The following is a 16,287-nucleotide window of genomic DNA, read 5'->3' as shown; positions in this document are numbered from 1 at the left end:
CTTAGCGGTATTCCGCACGTTCGATCGCGCCGTTTGGCCGATCGGGCACCTTTGAACTACCAAGGCTAACACAATCTCTCTGTCCACCCTCTCTTAGGGGTGGACGTGGGCCCATAGCTCAGTGGGAGAGTGCCTCCTTTGCAAGGAGGATGCCCAGGGTTCGAATCCCTGTGGGTCCATGCTTCGTACTTGATCGCCGAATCCGTGCCCTTAAGTGGGAGACGGAACTTCGATTGAGTACGACCGAACCGATGCACCAGCCCGCGTAAGTGTGGCTGGGAAGGGTTAATGCAGGCCAGCTGTCTACTGGCGTGCAGATGAGACCGTGTGTACGTGTAGTCCAGGCGTCCACTGGACCCGTTCCCGGGTCACTCAACGTTGCGACTCTGTCGCAACGCCGATCCGATGAACGTGGCTACTGTGCCAGCTGGTGGATCGCTCGGCTTGAGAGCTGAAGAAGGACGTGCCAAGCTGCGATAAGCCTGAGGGAGCCGCACGGAGGCAAAGAACTCAGGATCTCCGAATGGGAATCCCCACCGCAATTGCTTCGCGCAATGGGGAACGTCGAGAATTGAAACATCTTAGTATCGACAGGAAAAGAAAACGAACGTGATGTCGTTAGTAATGGCGAATGAACGCGATACAGTCCAAACCGAAGCCTTCGGGCAATGTGGTGTTCGGACTGACTTTCACTTCCCGAAACGCGACACGAAGTCTCTTGGAACAGAGCACGAAACAGGGTGACAGTCCCGTAATGTCGTCGAGTACGGAACGCGTCAGTTCCAGAGTATCGGGGGTTGGATATCCCTCGTGAAGATCGCGGGCATCGACCTGCGAAGACTAAACACTCCTCAAGACCGATAGCGAACAAGTAGCGTGAGCGAACGCTGAAAAGCACCCCACAAAGGGAGGTGCAATAGGGCGTGAAATCAGTTGGCGATGGAGCGACAGAGCACACAAGGTCCCGGACAAAACGACCGCAGCGCGAGCTGCTAGTAGGAAGTTTGGGAAGCCGGTGTTCTGTCGTACGTTTTGAAAAACGAACCAGGGAGTGTGCCTGTTTGACGAGTCTAACTCGATTATCGAGGAAGGCGTAGGGAAACCGACATGGCCGCAGGCATTGCGAGGGCCGCCGTGTTCAAGCGCGGGGAGTCAAACGGGCACGACCCGAAACCGGACGATCTAGGCGTGGACAAGGTGAAGCGTGCCGAAAGGCACGTGGAGGCCTGTTAGAGTTGGTGTCCTACAATACCCTCTCGTGATCTACGTCTAGGGGTGAAAGGCCCATCGAGTCCGGAAACAGCTGGTTCCAACCGAAAGATGTCGAAGCATCACCTCTGCCGAGGTAGTTCGTGGGGTAGAGCGACGGATTGGGGGACCGCACTCCGAGAGGAGTGCGCCCCCCTGTCCAACTCCGAACCTACGAACGCCGCTTGACGCAGGGAGTCCGGTGCACGGGGTAAGCCTGTGTACCGTGAGGGAGACAACCCAGAGCTGGGTTAAGGTCCCCAAGTGTGGATTAAGTGCGATCGAAGGTGGTCTCAAGCCCTAGACAGCCGGGAGGTGAGCTTAGAAGCAGCTACCCTCTAAGAAAAGCGTAACAGCTTACCGGCCGAGGTTTGAGGCGCCCAAAATGATCGGGGCTCAAATCCACCACCGAGACCTAGCGGCACCTGTCACAAGGTGATCCCGTAGGTTGGCGTTCTGTTCGGGTGGAAGCACGGAAGAGATTTCGTGTGGACCGTTCAGTAACGAAAATCCTGGTCATAGTAGCAGCGTGAGTCGGGTGAGACCCCCGACGGCCGAACGAGTAAGGGTTCCTCAGCACTGCTGATCAGCTGAGGGTTAGCCGGTCCTAAGTCAGCCCGTAAGTCGAAGCTGACAACAGGGAAATAGGTTAATATTCCTATGCCAGTGTGCATTCAAAGCCAACGCTTTGGGGCCGCCTGAGCTGGGCCTTCGCCCAGTCGAACAGTCGAAAATCGTGGAAGCCGTAATGGCACGAAGCGATTGAATGGCTGGATAGCGCAAGTCAGGTCAACCGAGAGCCCGTGAAAAGGCGAGCACACTGTCCGTACCGAGATCCGACACAGGTACTCGTGGCGGCGAAAGCCAAGGTCTGTCGGGAGCAACCGACGTTAGGGAATTCGGCAAGTTAGTCCCGTACGTTCGCAATAAGGGATGCCTGCCCTGTTAGGGGCAGGTCGCAGTGACTCGGGCGCTCCGACTGTCTAGTAACAACATAGGTGACCGCAAATCCGCAAGGACTCGTACGGTCACTGAATCCTGCCCAGTGCAGGTATCTGAACACCCCGTACAAGGGGACGAAGGACCTGTTAACGGCGGGGGTAACTATGACCCTCTTAAGGTAGCGTAGTACCTTGCCGCTTCAGTAGCGGCTTGCATGAATGGATCAACGAGAGCGCCACTGTCCCAACGTTGGGCCCGGTGAACTGTACGTTCCAGTGCGGAGTCTGGAGACCCCCAAGGGGAAGCGAAGACCCTATAGAGCTTTACTGCAGGCTGTCACTGAGACGTGGTCGCCATTGTGCAGCATAGGTAGGAGCCGGTACACAGGTACCCGCGCTAGCGGGCCACCGAGGCAGCATTGAAATACTACCCGATGGTGACTGCGACTCTCACTCCTGGCGGAGGACACTGGTAGCCGGGCAGTTTGACTGGGGCGGTACGCGCTTGAAAAGATATCGAGCGCGCCCCAAGATTTCCTCACCCGCGTCGGAGACGCGGGAAAGAGCGCAAGAGCATACGGAAGTCTGACAGTGTCCGGCACAACGACGGACGCTGACGCGAAAGCGTGGTCTAGCGAACCAATTAGGCTGCTTGATGCGGCCAATTGCTGACAGAAAAGCTACCTTAGGGATAACAGAGTCGTCACCCGCAAGAGCACATATCGACCGGGTGGCTTGCTACCTCGATGTCGGTTCCCTCCATCCTGCCCGTGCAGAAGCGGGCAAGGGTGAGGTTGTTCGCCTATTAAAGGAGGTCGTGAGCTGGGTTTAGACCGTCGTGAGACAGGTCGGCTGCTATCTATTGGGGGTGTTACGGTATCTGACGGGAACGTTCGTATAGTACGAGAGGAACTACGAATGGGTGCCACTGGTGTACCAGCTGTTCGAAAGAGCACGTGCTGGGCAGCCACGCACCACGGGGTAAGAGCTGAACGCATCTAAGCTCGAAACCCACCTGGAAAAGAGATACCACCGAGGCCACTCGTAGAAGACGAGATCGATAGACTCGGGATGTACGCACCAAGGCAACGAGGTGTTGAGTCCGCGAGCACTAATCGGCCAAGCCACACACTCATAACTACAACTATAACGCATTGGATCCGTGACGCGGTGAACGGGTCCGGACGCAAACTGGACTACACGTACATGACGGTCTTGGACACACCACCGATTACGGTTTGACGACGGTTCGAATCCGTCGGTCGGCGTTACGGCGGCCACAGCGGCGGGGTTCCTCCCGTACCCATCCCGAACACGGAAGATAAGCCCGCCTGCGTTACGGTGAGTACTGGAGTGGGCGACCCTCTGGGAAACTCGTTTCGCCGCCTCCACTCATACTCAATACAGTAGCCCCACAGAGCAACCGCAAACGCGGTCGTTCTGTGGGGCTTTCTGCGTATATGCCAGTCAGGCTCTAACCGGGGCTGATCCGTACCGCTATGCTTAAACGAACGCAGTAACAAGAAGAAAATGCGCCAAGGTGGCAGAGTCCGGCCGAACGCAGCGGCCTGCAGAGCCGCCCACCGCCGGTTCAAATCCGGCCCTTGGCTCTTCTACGTTTTTCCGAGTCGACACACCTGGATCTCTTGAGCGGAACTACTGTCAGTCAAGGTGGTAGGACTGTTCGTTGAGTATATCATGCAGTTGGATGACTGTAGTTGATCAGTTCCGTTATCGATGCTTGCGTTGCGGACTTTGACGTAGTCTCGAGAGTGCTTTAGGGTCCCGAAGTCAGTTGTAAGAGCGTCTTCTCTCGAACAGCAGGACACATCTGACTGTCCTGCTGGGAGACGCCATAGGCACCGTTTGGAGATGATCTGGAATATGATTAGTCTCGAGAGACATTTTCAACCTGAGAGTTCACTCTTGTAACGTGCAGAGAGAACGTGAGACAGGAGCGATGGTTGGTGTTGTTTAAATGTGACACGGGATGAGAATGCACGCACTCTGCGTGTGAATACTGTTCTCAATGCTCGTCGCTCGCGGAGTTGGTTACGGTGAGATGCAGGTCTGTGAACTACACTGAGACTTCCTGCTCGTTCGCTTTGCTCACTGTACGGGCTGTGACTCGTCTCCTGGAAATCGCTCTAGTCGCGGTGCTCCTAACGACGTTGTTCGTCGCAAAAGCGGGCCGGGCGCGATTTGAACACGCGACCGTCTGGTTAAAAGCCAGACGCTCTGCCAGACTGAGCTACCGGCCCTGTAGTTCCCTCTTTTGGGGTGTCCCGGTTAAACGTTTCTTTCTCGATCGGCGCGGAGGCTGTTATTCGAAGTAGTGTTCGAGTGCGTCTGTGACGAGCTGACCCGGTTCGACGCCTTCGATAGATGCCCGTCGCCGGAGATCGCGGTACGTCCTCGGCGAGAGCGTAAGCTCGAGTTCACCGAGGACGACGTCGTGTGCGACGAGTGCCCGATCGATCGGAACGCCATCGTTGACTTTGCTGGCGATGCTGCGGACATCGCGGACGGTAAGGTCGCCATCGAGGGTTGCCCACGCGAGCAACAGTCGTGCTTCGCCACCGACGCGAGCGATGTGTTTGGCAGCGGTCGGTGCAATCTGACCGAGCGCCACCTGTTTGCGGACCGACCGCGGAAGGTCGTGGACGCGGGCCCACTTGCGGATGAACGAGACAGTCGTTTCGCCACCGGCACGTTCAGCAGCGGCTTTGTACGAGCCTTCACCACGGACAAGAGCGGCACAGGCGGCTGCACCGCGAAGCATGTAGAGGTGGTCGTCGGTGGTTTTCCCAGCGGCGAACCGGCGGACGGTCTCGGCGGCGGCAGCGAGACTGTCGGGGTCGTCGGGGTCGAATTGTACGGCTTCGCGGGCGCGGGTTCCGGTGACCGATTCGTCGCCCCGGATAACTGGTGCGCCGACGGGCGATTCACGATCCGTCGGAACCGATTGACCGTTCTCGGCGCGGCGGTTCGGACCCTCACCGGGTCGATTGTCGGTCATAAACCTGCATAGGTTGCTCGCATCAAAAAGCTCATTGTCTGGACGAGAGAGGTATCACTCCTCGCGCTGCTCGGCGAGATGCTCCCAGATTTCCGTACAGCCGGCCCCCTCTTCGATGTCGGCGAGATGTGTGTCATCGCGTTCCGTTGGGTCTTGTTCGGCCGGCTTTGGATTGCATTCGGCTGTATCAGTCATCGACGGCGTTTCGAACCCCGCCAGTATAAGTATCGTTTCGGCTGCAAGAGATACCCGTGCTCTGTCTTATGGGTCGATTATGCCGCTATCTCCGACGAGTAGCGCGTTCGACGCCAGCGTGTCGAACCGGTTCCTCAACCGAGTCTATCCGATGCGAGAGCCGAGGGCAACCTCGGTCTTTCCGACAGGGGCCGAAAGCCGATATTTGTGATCGACTGCTCGCTCGAGCCGCGTAGACAGCCCGAAACACGGACGTGTCGACGTTGTGGTGCTGTTCGAGACAACTATTTCGTGCTGTTGCGGTCATCGCAGTGTGTACAACTGCCTGGCTGCTGGTGGGGCGTGACGATGAACGTCGTCGTTCGTGACGCTGGAGCCCTCATGTCGTACAGGAGCCTCGAGGGCGCAGGTGCTCGCTACTGGCCTGGATGTGGCAATATGGGCCGGTAGGTGAGGCACTCCTCGCAACGAATTGTGTGCCCGTATACCACGATAAATAGCCTTGTAAGGCGGTACTGGCGATAGTTGAGGCCGGATTTGAACCGGATACTGCCAGATCAGTTCCGACGCGGCGACTCTGTGGGCTGGCGCGCGGTCGTTCGACACTGGTAACCGAGGTTTGTTCGGTCAACTCATATCAAATATACCGAAACCGCGAACCGCAGACCGTGGATGTCCCTGCCGCGACGCGCACGGCTTTTACTGCTTGGTGTGTTAGCCTCGCGTGTGACGACTTCCGCACCCGAGGACGGCGAGGCGGTGTCGATTAGGCCCGCAGAGCGTGCGGATCTCCTTGCAGTTGTTCGCATCGAGAACGCGTCCTTTTCGCAGGCCTGGCCGTACGACGCCTTCGAGCGATTCCTCGGTGAACCCGGCTTTCTTGTTGCCGAAATCGACGGAAGGATCGCCGGATACGTCGTCGCCGACGTTACACAACAGATCGGCCGCGCGCTCGGGCATATCAAAGACGTCGCCGTCCATCCTGACTACCGTCGGGTGGGCGTCGCCTCCACGTTGCTTTCCCGATCGCTCGGCGTGCTCGCGGCCCACGGTGCCGACACGGTCAAACTCGAGGTGCGGCAGTCGAACGATGGGGCGAAACGGCTGTACCGGGAGTTCGGCTTCGAGCCGCTGCGGCGAGTTCCAAGCTACTATGCCGATGGCGAGGATGCGATCGTAATGATTCGGAAGGTGGGATAGCGGGTTGCGGGACGTTTTAGCGTCCGGAGTCGTACGAGTGCGTATGGGATACGCCTGTCCGGTCTGTGACGCCGAGGAGGCAGACGCAGTACACCTTGCGAACCACCTTGCGATCACCGCATCGCTCGGTCGTGAGGACCACCGCGAGTGGCTCGCCGAGTACGCACCCGACTGGAGCGACTGCACGCCCGAGGAACTCGGCGAGCGCATCAGCCCGCACGCGGAGGAGATCGATACGCCCGAGTTCGAGGCGACTGGCCACGATCATGGCCACGGACACGACCCCGGACGGCCCGACTCGCTCGAGGCGGGAATCGCACGGCAGAGCCGCCAGCAGGGCCGTGGGTCGATGACCGCCGAGACCCAGCGCGTCCTCGAGGAGGCCGCTGAACTCACCCGCGAGATGACGGACCACGAAGGCGACGGCGACGAGAACGAAAACGCGTAACTACCACTCTTCCGACTGGACTGATATGCACACCGAGGGGACGTTTGCCTTTGAGTCGGCCGAGGACGCGCGAGCGCAGTACGAATCCGTCGGCCCTGCGGCCCAGACGGTCGTCCGCGAAGTCACGAAGGCGATGGCGTTCGACCGCGAGGAGTACGACGAGCGCGTCACCGGCGACGTCGTCGAAACCGCCCGTGACGCGCTTTTTGCGAGCTTACTCGAGGTCCATATCGGGAGCCGTTCGGAGTTCGAGGACTGGCGCGAAACGTACGACGGCGAGGTGACAAGGATTGGTCACGAGGCTGTCGACCACGTCGTCTGGCACGTGGGGCCGGACGATGAAGCCGTCGCAGCGACGTTCCAGAACGAGGAAGCGGCGGCAGTCGCGACGCTTCGGCGGCAGGCGTTCGGGCGCTTGTATCGAGATCTCGTCTAGATGGCCTTCGGGACAGGGATCGAACCGGCTCTACGCCGGTGACCATCATCTATTATCTGCTCGAGGACCCACGCTTTGACGATGACTGTACCCGACGACTGGGACTTGCTCGAGGAGCGAACCGAGTACGAGACGGGCTGGTACGACGGCGGCTACGATCGCTTCGAACAGCCCGATGGGAGCGAGAAACGGTACTACTGGGCAGACCTGCCGCCTGCAGTGGTCGTTGTCGCGCGGATCGATGGTGGTGTCCTCGCGGACACGGACGACGGTGATGATGGGCGTGACACCGGCGATCGCATCCTGTTCGTCGAACAGTACCGTCCGACGATCCGCGAAACACATCTCGAGCTCCCGGCGGGAATCGTCGAGGACGGCGAGTCCTACACGCAGGCGGCGACGCGTGAACTCGAAGAGGAGACCGGCTTTCGGCCCACGAGTACCGCGCTCCTTCAGGAGTACGCGGTCGCGACCGGTGTTTTGCGCCACGATCGTGCGATCGTCTATGCCGAGGGGCTCGAGCCGGGCGAGCAGGAGCTCGACAACAACGAGTTTCTCGAGGTGACGACCGTACCGGTTGACGAGGCACTCGAGCGTGCCCGCGAGCAGCCGACGAACGACGCGACGTTGGAGGGGTTGTTGCTCGCGAAAGAAGACGGGCTGCTGTAGGCGCTATCGGTTTTCTCGTTCGTCGTTGTACCAGTCCGGTTGACTGCTGAAACCTTTACTGACTTAGGTCCGCGCGTCCAACAAGCTGGTAATGGACGGCGAAATCTCCACTGACGAGGTCCACGACCTGCTCGAGGACGATGCTGACGTTTGTATCGTCGACATTCGTGACGAGCAAGCGTTCGAGCACAGTCACATTCCCGGCAGCGAGAACATCCCGTTTTACGAACTCACGAGTCGGGTCGACGAACTCGAGGACGCAGACCACATCGTCACTGTCTGCCCGCATGGCAAATCGAGCGTGCAGGCTGCACAGCTCATCGGCTCTTACGAGGGGACTGCCGACGCGCGCGTCGAGAGTATGGCTGGCGGCCTCGATAAGTACGGCATGAAGTTCGGTCTCGTCCGCGAGGACGGAGACGACGCGGAGTCGGCAACGCGTGAGTCGCCGTTCTAATCGTCTATCTACCAGGAGTTCGACCGAACGACGGTGACACAGCTATTCGAGAGCGATGTAAAAAACGATAGGAGAATTGCGACGCGGTCGTGGGCTCGGAAGTCGTCTCAGAGCATCGCGGGCATTAGGCGACGTTGAAGCCGCGGTCCCGAAGGAACTCCTCGATGCGGCCGGTGTGGTTCCCCTGCAGTTCGATCTGGTCGTCCTCGACGGTGCCGCCACAGGCGAACTTCGATTTGAGATCCGACGAGAGACTGTCCAGATCGACGTCCTTCGGATCGAATCCTTCGACGATCGTTACCTCTTTCCCGTATCTGCGCTCGTCAATGCGGATGTTGAGTTGCTGTTGTCCCTTGGCTACGTCCTCGCAGACGCAGAGTTCCTCGGGCAGCCCGCACGTCGAGCAGACTTCCGACATTACGTTCGTTGCTATGAAACGGGCATATTAAACACTATCGGGACCCGCATGCGCTCGCGTGGTTCTTTTTGAGTCCGCTGGGGCTCTTAGGGTCACTGACTGCGGAAGTGTCGGCTGTCAGCCGTCTCAGCGCAGCCGACCGACCACCGGAAGCCGGTCGCGAGCGAGCTCGTCGACGATCGCGATCGCTTCATCGGCTTCTGTTCGACTGACGCCGGTCCCGTAGGTCGCCCGTTCGTAGTAGTCGACGACGCGTTCGCCCCGCGCGTCGATCGGCGTCGCGTCGGCCGCGTCGGCTGCCGTCGACAGTGCGTGCAGGTATGCACGAGCCGACTCCGACCGACGCCGTGGACGGTACTGCCGGGCCAGAAGGTGCTCGAGGCGGGCGAACGCGCGTTCGGCGTCTCGATCGGGATCGCGTCGGGGACCGTGCCAGTAGATACCAAGTTTACGTCGGAGACGCGCCGCCGCGTCGGTTCGGCGCGCGCCCGCAGCGAGGCCGATGAGCGCCACGAGTCCGAGCGCTGCCGTGTCGCGCGTGATCGTGACGAGCGAGCCATCGGTTATCGAGTCGCCGCCGTTCGTGTCGGTCGCTGGGGTAGACGGCGTCTCGTTGGTCTCGTTGCCCTGTGTCGCCGGTGTCGATTCGTTCGGGTCGTCCGGATCGGTGGTTTCGTTGGGGTCGGACTCCGGTTGTTCGCCGGGCTCGTTACCGGTGGGGGCAGACGCCTCGTCGGAAACCGGCACGTCGTCGCTTTCTGCCGTGTCTACGTTCTCGCTGCCGGCATCGCGGGCTTGCTCGAGCCGGTCGGTGTGGACATCCTCGCGGCTGTCGCCCGGCGTCGGATCGAACCGGACCCAGCCGTGGTCCGGGAAGTAGACCTCGACCCAGGCGTGGGCATCGAGCCCGCGGACGACGTAGGTCTCGTCGTCGATCTGTTGGCCGCTCGTGTAGCCGGTGACGTAGCGGGCCGGGACCCCTTCTGCGCGGAGCATCTGGGTCATCGCCGTCGCGAAGTAGACGCAGTAGCCTGCCTCCATCTCCGTCGTGAACGCCTCGGCGACGTTGCCGTCGGGTTTGGTGACCGACAGCGAGTAGTCCTTCGATGACTCGAGGTGGCGTTCGATCGCAACTGCGGTCTCGTATGGATTTTCCGCGTCAGCCGTGATCTCGGCGGTCTGCGCTCGGAACTCGCTCGAGGTACTTTCGGGCAGCTGAAGGTACCGGTCGGTGACGCTGTCGGGATAATCCGTTCCGGCAGTCCGAAGCGCTGCTGGGTCGGGATCGACGACGCTACTTACGACGGTGTAGCGTTCGCCTGCCGACAGCGGCGTTTCCGGTCGCGGCTGGCCGTGTCTCGAGACGGTTGTCCGTCGTGTCACGTCGCCGTCGATAGTGATCGGCTGTGGCGCGACGGGCATGACGCCCAGTTTCGTCTCGGCGGTGATGGTCTGTTCGACCGTCTCGCCGTTGTTGGGCGGCGATGGAAGGGGTTCGTCGTACTGGCTGCTCCGACCGGTCCGGATCCACCCGTCGCCGGTGAATCGGTCGTAGACGCCGGTCCGCCAGTACGATCGCTGGTCCGACTCGACGGTAAATCGGACCGCAGGCGAGAGGTCGACTGCGCCCGCGATTCCTGACTGCCGAGGAGCGGTGTCGAGCGTTGCCTCGAGCGTGCCAGACTCGCCCTGAGCGAGGTGAGTCGGTGCCGCCGGCTGGCCGGGGACGACTGTGACCGAAAGCGAGAGGACGACGGCGAGCGCGAACAGTGCCGCGAGCAGGTCTGCCTGCTGTATCGAGCCGCCGTGGCGCTCGAGTTCGCCGGCCGCGATGGCTCCGATGGCGGCGAGGGTGCCGGTCACAGTGACGAGCATGCCCGCGTCGCCGGTCAGCACGAGAAACCCGAGGGCGGCTCCGCCGGGAACGATGGCGAGTCCGTACCGGCCTCGCATGGCGAGATACCACGAGAGGAAGACGGGTCCAGGTGCAAACCCCAGCGTCCAGATGCCCGCTTGTACCATCTGAAGGAGAGGCAGCCCGGTCGCGAGCGCGACGGTATCCGAGACGATCGTGTCGGCTGCCGTAATGACGACGCTCGGATCGACACCGGCCGACGTGAGATAGTAGGCGAAGCCGATCCCAGCGGCTGCCAGTGCAAGGGCCGCTGCGGTCCACGGCCGAATCAGTCGTGCAAGTACCGTCGCCCCGACGAGCATCGCCGCGACGAGTGCGATCAGCGACAGACTGCCGCCAACGACCTGCGTGATCCCATAGAGGACGCTCACGTACGACGCCGTCAAGGCAAGCACACAGAGTAGTGCGATCGAGCGGGCGGCCCCAGCGCCGTCGACCCCGTCCGTCTCGAGCGAGATCGGTCGTTCGTCGGCTCGCCCGGACGCGTCCGTGCTCATATCGTCACCCCCGGGTGGTCGCCACTGGCGAACTCATCGAAGGGCAGTTCGCGGTTGTCGGCGACGATCGTCGTTCCGTCCGTGTCAGTTCGAACCACTACGTCGGCGGCCCGTCGTGTCCGTTCATCGAGTTCGCCGGCATCGACGACGGCAAGCAGGCCGAGAAGCGCCCGATGGTGCTCTCGGCCCGCTTCCGGTGGCACGTTCCCGTCGGGAACGACGAGCCCGACTGAGAGCCCTCGCTCGAGGAGAACGGTCACGACAGTCGCGGCGGCTGTTGCCAACTCGTCGTCGCGGCCGGCGACACACTCGGCGGCGACGGTGACGGCAGTGCTGCCCTCGCTTTCGTCGTACTCCCTGACGAGCAGGTCGCCGTCGGGACGTTTGGCTGCGCTCTTCCAGTGAACGTCGCGCAGCGGGTCCCCGCGGTGGTAGTCCCGGAGGTGGTCGAACGTCTCGTGCTCGCGGTGCTCGGTGATGCCGACCAGCGCCTGTAGCTCGTCGGCGGCTCCCCGACCCACCTCGTGGACCTGCGGATAGACGAGCACGGGTCTGCGGTCCGTGAACTCGAAACGACGTTCGACGAGGCCGACGACGTCGCTGACGACGATCTCGAGCGGGCCGACCCGATGGCGGCCTCGGTGTGCGAGTTCGATGTCGTAGGTAACCGTCTGCTCGCCCTCGAGCGTGATCGCGGCGACGGGTCTCGTGGCTGCCGAGAGGCCCTCACCGACGGCGTCGCTGACGGTCGCGGCGAGCGGACTGTCGGTCTCGATCGTGACCGCGACCGTCCGGTGTTCGCCGACGAACCCCTCGGCGACGAGCTGGCGGGTGACGCGTGGCCGATCTGCACGGCCGACCGTGACGAGGCCAGCAAGCAAGACGATGACCAGTGGGACGACGACCGCGTTCAGCGCTCGGGGACCGAATCGCCAGCTCAGTGCGACGGCCCCGCCTGCGGTTGCGACGACGGCCCAGCCTCGGCGTGTGAGTCTCATTCGATGGGGACACGCTCGAGCGCGTCGGCGACGATCGCGTCCCCGTCACGATCGCGGTCGGCCGTTTTGATCCGATGGCTCATGACGACGGGGGCCTCGGTCTGGACGTCGTCGGGGAGGACGTACTCCCGGCCGTCCGCAGCGGCACGCGCCTGCGCCGCGCGCAACAGCGAGATCGTCCCACGGGGGCTGACGCCGATGTGGGCGTGTTCGCGGGTATCGGCCGCGAGTCGCGTCACGTACTCTCGAACCGGCTGTGCGACCTGCACTCTCGAGACGGTTTCACGGGCGGCAACGAGCGTCTCGCGGTCGGTCACTGGCTCGAGCGACTCGATAGGGTGGTCGCCGACGGTCCGGCCGAGCAGGTCGGCTTCCTCGTCGGGCTCGGGGTAGCCCAGTCGGAGTTTCTTCATGAAGCGGTCGACCTCGGCGAAGGGCAGGTCGTAGGTCCGATTCGGCTCGACGGCGTTCTGGGTCGCGATCACGGTAAACGGCGTCGGCAGCGTGCGCGTCTGACCGTCGGTAGTGACTTGCTCTTCCTCCATGGCCTCGAGTAATGCGGCCTGGGTCTTCGGCGGCGCGCGGTTGATCTCGTCGCCGAGCACGATGTTGCCGAAGACGGGGCCGGGTTGGAACTCGAACTCGCGGGTTTGCTGGTTAAAGACGTTCACGCCGGTGACGTCGGTCGGAAGGAGATCGGGCGTAAACTGGATGCGGCTGAACGAACAGTCGACCGATGTGGCGATTGATCGCGCGAGCATAGTCTTGCCGACGCCGGGAACGTCATTGAGTAAGACGTGGCCACGGCCGAGGAGGGCGATGACGACGTGTTCGATAACGTCCTCGTGGCCGACGATGACGCGCGAGACGTTTGCTTCGATGTCGGCACAGAGCCGTTCGACCGCCGGAATCTCGAGGTGATCGCCAGCAGCCGCTGGCTCGGTACGTGCATCTCCTGTCGAATTCGTATCAGTCATATGCTGGTGGCTTTTGGCGGGGACTCGGCCAGTACGACGCCATCCAACACTTCGGAACATATGTTTTGTGCTATGTGAATGACATCTATAGCAAAATACGCGGCCGCCGATAGCAGTCGCTCGAGCCGTCAGCGCTCACGAACGCGCTCACGCGAGCGCCGCCGCTATGGACGTAGCAATCAGAAAACGATACCTCCTGTCGGACCAGCCTAGAGCCGCTCGACGTTGGTCGCGCGTGGCCCCTTCTCGGCCTCCTCGATGTCGAACTCCAGTTCCTGACCCTCCTCTAAGTCAGGACCGCCGATGTCCTCCATGTGGAAGAACACGTCCTCGTCCGCGTCGTCAGTCTCGATGAATCCGTAGCCGCCAGTGTCGTTGAAGAATGCGACCGTACCTTTCGCCATTGCAAGTGAATACAACCCCGACGAAAACATAAAACTTCGGGAGCGCACTCGCAAGCCCGCCTCGAGACGGGCGCTATTGCCGATCTTACCCGCCTCTTACCACGATTTGCAGTCCGGACAGACGAGGTCGCCGTCATCACGCCAGACGCGGTCGGTCGACTGCTCACACTGGGTACACATGTACTCGCCCCAGGCGTACGTCGATCGGCTGGCTCCCCCCGCCGAACCAGCCGTATCGGTACTTGCGTCCGTCGGCGACTCGTCGTCAGCGGCTGCGAAATCAGAGAGCGTCGCGTCGTCGGTCACGCGTCGTGATAGGACCGCCACCGGTATAATCGCTCCGTCGGCGCGGGACCGGCACCGCCAAGTAGCATCGATAACAACCCCCGAATATGGTCACTATCACACCGATGAACATTGTCGTGGACAACATCACCGAAATGATCAGCCTCTTCAGCGACGTGGCGATGGGCGATGGCCTCGCGCCCCTGCTCGTCCTGGTCGGTGGGCTCCTCGTCGCGTTCTCGATGGCCGTCTTCGGGCTGCTGACGCTCGGTGCCGTCGGCAACCTCTTTACCGCGAGCTAAGGAGATTCCGCAGATTCGTTTTTTACTTCGTCGCGCGTGTGAGCGCCTCGCTCGCACGTTCGACTGCATCTTCGAGATCCGGCCCCAGCGGCGAGCCCACGACGATGCCGTCGACGTGCTCGAGCGCCGCTGCAAATCGGTCGGCGACCGTTTCTGTCGTGCCCGCGATACAGAAGGCGTCGATCATCGCCGGGGTGACGTGACCGAACGCCTCGGTCAGCTCTCCTTGCTCGAGTGCGTCGCTGACCGCCGTGGCGGCCTCACGGTCGATGTCGTGGCGCTCGAGGACCGGTTCCGCGGCTCCGCCGACGATAAAGGCGACGGGTGGGCGGGCCGCCTCGCGTGCCTCGTCCTCGTTGCCGGCGACGCTGACACTCGCGAACGCGAGTGCCTCGAAGTCGCCGTAGTCGTCCGGCCGCTCTGCCAGCCCTTTTTCCAGCTGGCCCGCAGCCCACTCGAGATCCTTGGGATGCGAGGCGTTGACCAGCGCGCCGTCTGCGTGTTTCGCGCTCATCCGGAGCATGTGTGGCCCCTGTGCGCCGACGTAGGTCGGAATCCGGCCCGATGGGGGCTCGAGATTCAGCGAGGCATCGGTCGCGCTGAAAGTTCCGTCGTGGGTGACCGTCTCGCCGGCCCAGAGGTCGCGCGCGAGGTCGAATGTCTCGAGGACGCGCCGGAGCGGCCGGTCGCGGTCGATCCCGAGATTCGACAGCGAGGACCGATCGCCGGCACCGACGCCGAAGACCGCGCGGCCGTCGCTGACCTCGTCGATCGTCGCCACCTGGGCTGCGAGTTTCACGGGATGGGTCTCGTAGGGATTGACCACGCCCGGTCCCAGCCGGAGTTCGTCGGTGGCGTCAGCCATCCGTGAGCACACCACGAACGGATCGCGGTTGAAGTAGTGGCTGCTCGTGAACGCGATGTCGAATCCCTCATCCTCGGCCAGTGCCGCGAGGTCGGCGATCCGCTCTGGCGGGTGTTCGGGCGTGAGTTCGATGGCCCACGTCGGGTCGGTGCTTGCAGTCGGTGCGTCGTCGCTCGAGTCAGTGTTCCCTGTCATGTGTCGTCAAAGCTCCATTCTCGCAGCGCCTGTCGGACGAGGTCGTCCTCGACGGCGCGAAACAGTTCGTCGCTCCCGTCGTGATCGCCAAACTCCCAGTCGCGGACGACCACGGCGGGCGTCCCGCCGGCACCTTCGCCAGTCACGAGGTTCGCGGCGGCCGCGAGTTCGTCGACCACGGACTGGACGGTGACGCCGAGTTCGTGGCCGTCGCGGTCGCATTCGCCGCGCCAGTCCCGGCTCGCGGGTATGCCGGCCCAGCCGATCGCGACGCCGCGCTGGCCGTGGCGAAACGGCCGTCCGCAGGTGTCCGTGACGATCACTGCGATATCCTCGATGCCGCGCGCTTCGAGGCCCGCACGGATCCGCTCGGCGCTCTCGGTCGGTCGCTTCGGCAGCAACAACAGGTCGTGGTGGGGCACGTTCGAGCGATCGATCCCCGCGTTCGGCGCGATGTGCCCGAAGCGGGTTTCGGCCAGCAGGAACGGACAGTCGATCAGCAGTTCCGTGCTCTCCTCTAAGACCGCCTGTGCGAACCGCGGATCCTTCTCCTCGCCGGCCACCGCTTCGATGCGGTCGGCGATCTCCTGGGCGCGGCCGCTAACGGGGTAGTCGGCGAGATCGGCCGTCCGGCCCTCGGCTTTCGAAACGATCGTACTCGCGACGGTGAGGACGTCGCCGGGCTCGAGGGCGGCCCGCTCTGCGACGAGTTCGGCGATGTCGTCGCCGGGGCGGATCTCGGGGAGCTCCGCCACGCCGGTGAGCTTCATACCGAAGCGTAGGGCAGCGCCGTCAAAAGCGCACCGTCACCGGAGACT

16 protein-coding genes, 3 tRNA genes and 2 rRNA genes are annotated in these 16,287 nt (G+C 62.2%); 10 read left to right on the top strand and 11 right to left on the bottom strand.

Annotated elements, in window-relative coordinates; translation table 11 throughout:
- The first annotated feature begins 107 nt into the window (after positions 1–107).
- The 4 genes from BDK88_RS03380 to BDK88_RS03365 all read left to right on the top strand — a co-directional run bounded on the left by BDK88_RS03380 (position 108) and on the right by BDK88_RS03365 (position 3,799).
- Positions 108–179 (top strand) — tRNA-Ala (locus BDK88_RS03380).
- A gap of 227 nt (positions 180–406) precedes the next feature.
- Positions 407–3,322: ribosomal RNA gene (locus BDK88_RS03375) — 23S ribosomal RNA — on the top strand.
- A gap of 136 nt (positions 3,323–3,458) precedes the next feature.
- A 5S ribosomal RNA gene (gene rrf / locus BDK88_RS03370) occupies positions 3,459–3,580 on the top strand.
- A gap of 143 nt (positions 3,581–3,723) precedes the next feature.
- A tRNA-Cys gene (locus BDK88_RS03365) sits at positions 3,724–3,799 on the top strand.
- A gap of 577 nt (positions 3,800–4,376) precedes the next feature.
- On the opposite strand, the gene BDK88_RS03360 is transcribed toward BDK88_RS03365, so the two are convergent.
- From BDK88_RS03360 to BDK88_RS21030, 3 genes are all read right to left on the bottom strand, one after another.
- A tRNA-Lys gene (locus tag BDK88_RS03360) sits at positions 4,377–4,450 on the bottom strand.
- A gap of 62 nt (positions 4,451–4,512) precedes the next feature.
- Complete coding sequence (locus BDK88_RS03355; protein ID WP_130499160.1) at positions 4,513–5,208, bottom strand: DUF7119 family protein; 696 nt, start codon at positions 5,206–5,208, stop codon at positions 4,513–4,515.
- A gap of 54 nt (positions 5,209–5,262) precedes the next feature.
- On the bottom strand, positions 5,263–5,403 hold the full coding sequence (locus tag BDK88_RS21030; RefSeq protein WP_165396899.1) for a hypothetical protein: 141 nt from the start codon (positions 5,401–5,403) through the stop codon (positions 5,263–5,265).
- Positions 5,404–6,129: 726 nt separating this feature from the next.
- Here BDK88_RS21030 and rimI point away from each other — a divergent pair.
- The 5 genes from rimI to BDK88_RS03330 all read left to right on the top strand — a co-directional run bounded on the left by rimI (position 6,130) and on the right by BDK88_RS03330 (position 8,613).
- A complete protein-coding gene (gene rimI / locus BDK88_RS03350; RefSeq protein WP_130499159.1) occupies positions 6,130–6,603 on the top strand; it encodes a ribosomal protein S18-alanine N-acetyltransferase in 474 nt (157 codons plus the stop codon).
- Between the two features lie 43 nt (positions 6,604–6,646).
- On the top strand, positions 6,647–7,051 hold the full coding sequence (locus tag BDK88_RS03345) for a DUF5810 domain-containing protein (RefSeq protein WP_130499158.1): 405 nt from the start codon (positions 6,647–6,649) through the stop codon (positions 7,049–7,051).
- Between the two features lie 25 nt (positions 7,052–7,076).
- Positions 7,077–7,487, top strand: coding sequence for a DUF5809 family protein (locus BDK88_RS03340; protein ID WP_130499157.1), 411 nt, complete (start codon positions 7,077–7,079; stop codon positions 7,485–7,487).
- Positions 7,488–7,568: 81 nt separating this feature from the next.
- Positions 7,569–8,156, top strand: a complete 588-nt coding sequence (locus BDK88_RS03335) for an NUDIX hydrolase (protein ID WP_130499156.1) — start codon at positions 7,569–7,571, stop codon at positions 8,154–8,156.
- Positions 8,157–8,247: 91 nt separating this feature from the next.
- Positions 8,248–8,613, top strand: a complete 366-nt coding sequence (locus BDK88_RS03330; protein WP_130499155.1) for a rhodanese-like domain-containing protein — start codon at positions 8,248–8,250, stop codon at positions 8,611–8,613.
- 124 nt (positions 8,614–8,737) lie between these two features.
- Here the strand turns inward: BDK88_RS03330 and yciH are convergent, their stop codons facing one another.
- The 6 genes from yciH to BDK88_RS03300 form a co-directional block, all read right to left on the bottom strand.
- Positions 8,738–9,031: a stress response translation initiation inhibitor YciH gene (gene yciH, locus BDK88_RS03325; protein ID WP_006180453.1), complete on the bottom strand. Its 294-nt coding sequence runs from the start codon at positions 9,029–9,031 to the stop codon at positions 8,738–8,740.
- 126 nt (positions 9,032–9,157) lie between these two features.
- On the bottom strand, positions 9,158–11,443 hold the full coding sequence (locus BDK88_RS03320; protein WP_130499154.1) for a transglutaminase TgpA family protein: 2,286 nt from the start codon (positions 11,441–11,443) through the stop codon (positions 9,158–9,160).
- The gene (locus BDK88_RS03315) at positions 11,440–12,441 is read right to left on the bottom strand and encodes a DUF58 domain-containing protein (RefSeq protein WP_130499153.1); all 1,002 of its coding nucleotides are present in this window, start codon (positions 12,439–12,441) and stop codon (positions 11,440–11,442) included. Before BDK88_RS03315 ends, BDK88_RS03320 begins: the two co-directional genes overlap by 4 nt.
- Positions 12,438–13,418, bottom strand: coding sequence for an AAA family ATPase (locus BDK88_RS03310; protein ID WP_130499152.1), 981 nt, complete (start codon positions 13,416–13,418; stop codon positions 12,438–12,440). The genes BDK88_RS03315 and BDK88_RS03310 overlap by 4 nt, the downstream gene beginning before the upstream one ends.
- Before the next feature lie 209 nt (positions 13,419–13,627).
- Positions 13,628–13,822 carry a cold-shock protein gene (locus tag BDK88_RS03305; protein WP_008010533.1) on the bottom strand — a complete coding sequence of 65 codons (195 nt, stop codon included), beginning with the start codon at positions 13,820–13,822 and terminating at the stop codon, positions 13,628–13,630.
- Between the two features lie 96 nt (positions 13,823–13,918).
- Entirely contained in the window at positions 13,919–14,128 is a 210-nt protein-coding gene (locus BDK88_RS03300) for a DUF7573 domain-containing protein (RefSeq protein ID WP_130499151.1), read from the bottom strand.
- Between the two features lie 86 nt (positions 14,129–14,214).
- On the opposite strand from BDK88_RS03300, the gene BDK88_RS03295 reads away from it, so the two are divergent.
- Positions 14,215–14,409, top strand: coding sequence for a hypothetical protein (locus BDK88_RS03295; RefSeq protein WP_130499150.1), 195 nt, complete (start codon positions 14,215–14,217; stop codon positions 14,407–14,409).
- A 22-nt stretch (positions 14,410–14,431) separates the two neighbouring features.
- Here BDK88_RS03295 and BDK88_RS03290 read toward each other — a convergent pair whose 3' ends face one another.
- Both BDK88_RS03290 and BDK88_RS03285 read right to left on the bottom strand, forming a co-directional pair.
- Entirely contained in the window at positions 14,432–15,469 is a 1,038-nt protein-coding gene (locus BDK88_RS03290; protein WP_130499149.1) for a 5,10-methylenetetrahydromethanopterin reductase, read from the bottom strand.
- The gene (locus BDK88_RS03285) at positions 15,466–16,239 is read right to left on the bottom strand and encodes a coenzyme F420-0:L-glutamate ligase (RefSeq protein ID WP_130499148.1); all 774 of its coding nucleotides are present in this window, start codon (positions 16,237–16,239) and stop codon (positions 15,466–15,468) included. Before BDK88_RS03285 ends, BDK88_RS03290 begins: the two co-directional genes overlap by 4 nt.
- Positions 16,240–16,287 lie beyond the last annotated feature (48 nt).

Origin of the sequence: Natrinema hispanicum (assembly GCF_004217335.1) — an archaeon.
Classification (GTDB): domain Archaea; phylum Halobacteriota; class Halobacteria; order Halobacteriales; family Natrialbaceae; genus Natrinema; species Natrinema hispanicum.
Note: the sequence above shows the minus strand (reverse complement) of the source record. Positions and strands in the feature narration are given on the sequence as shown.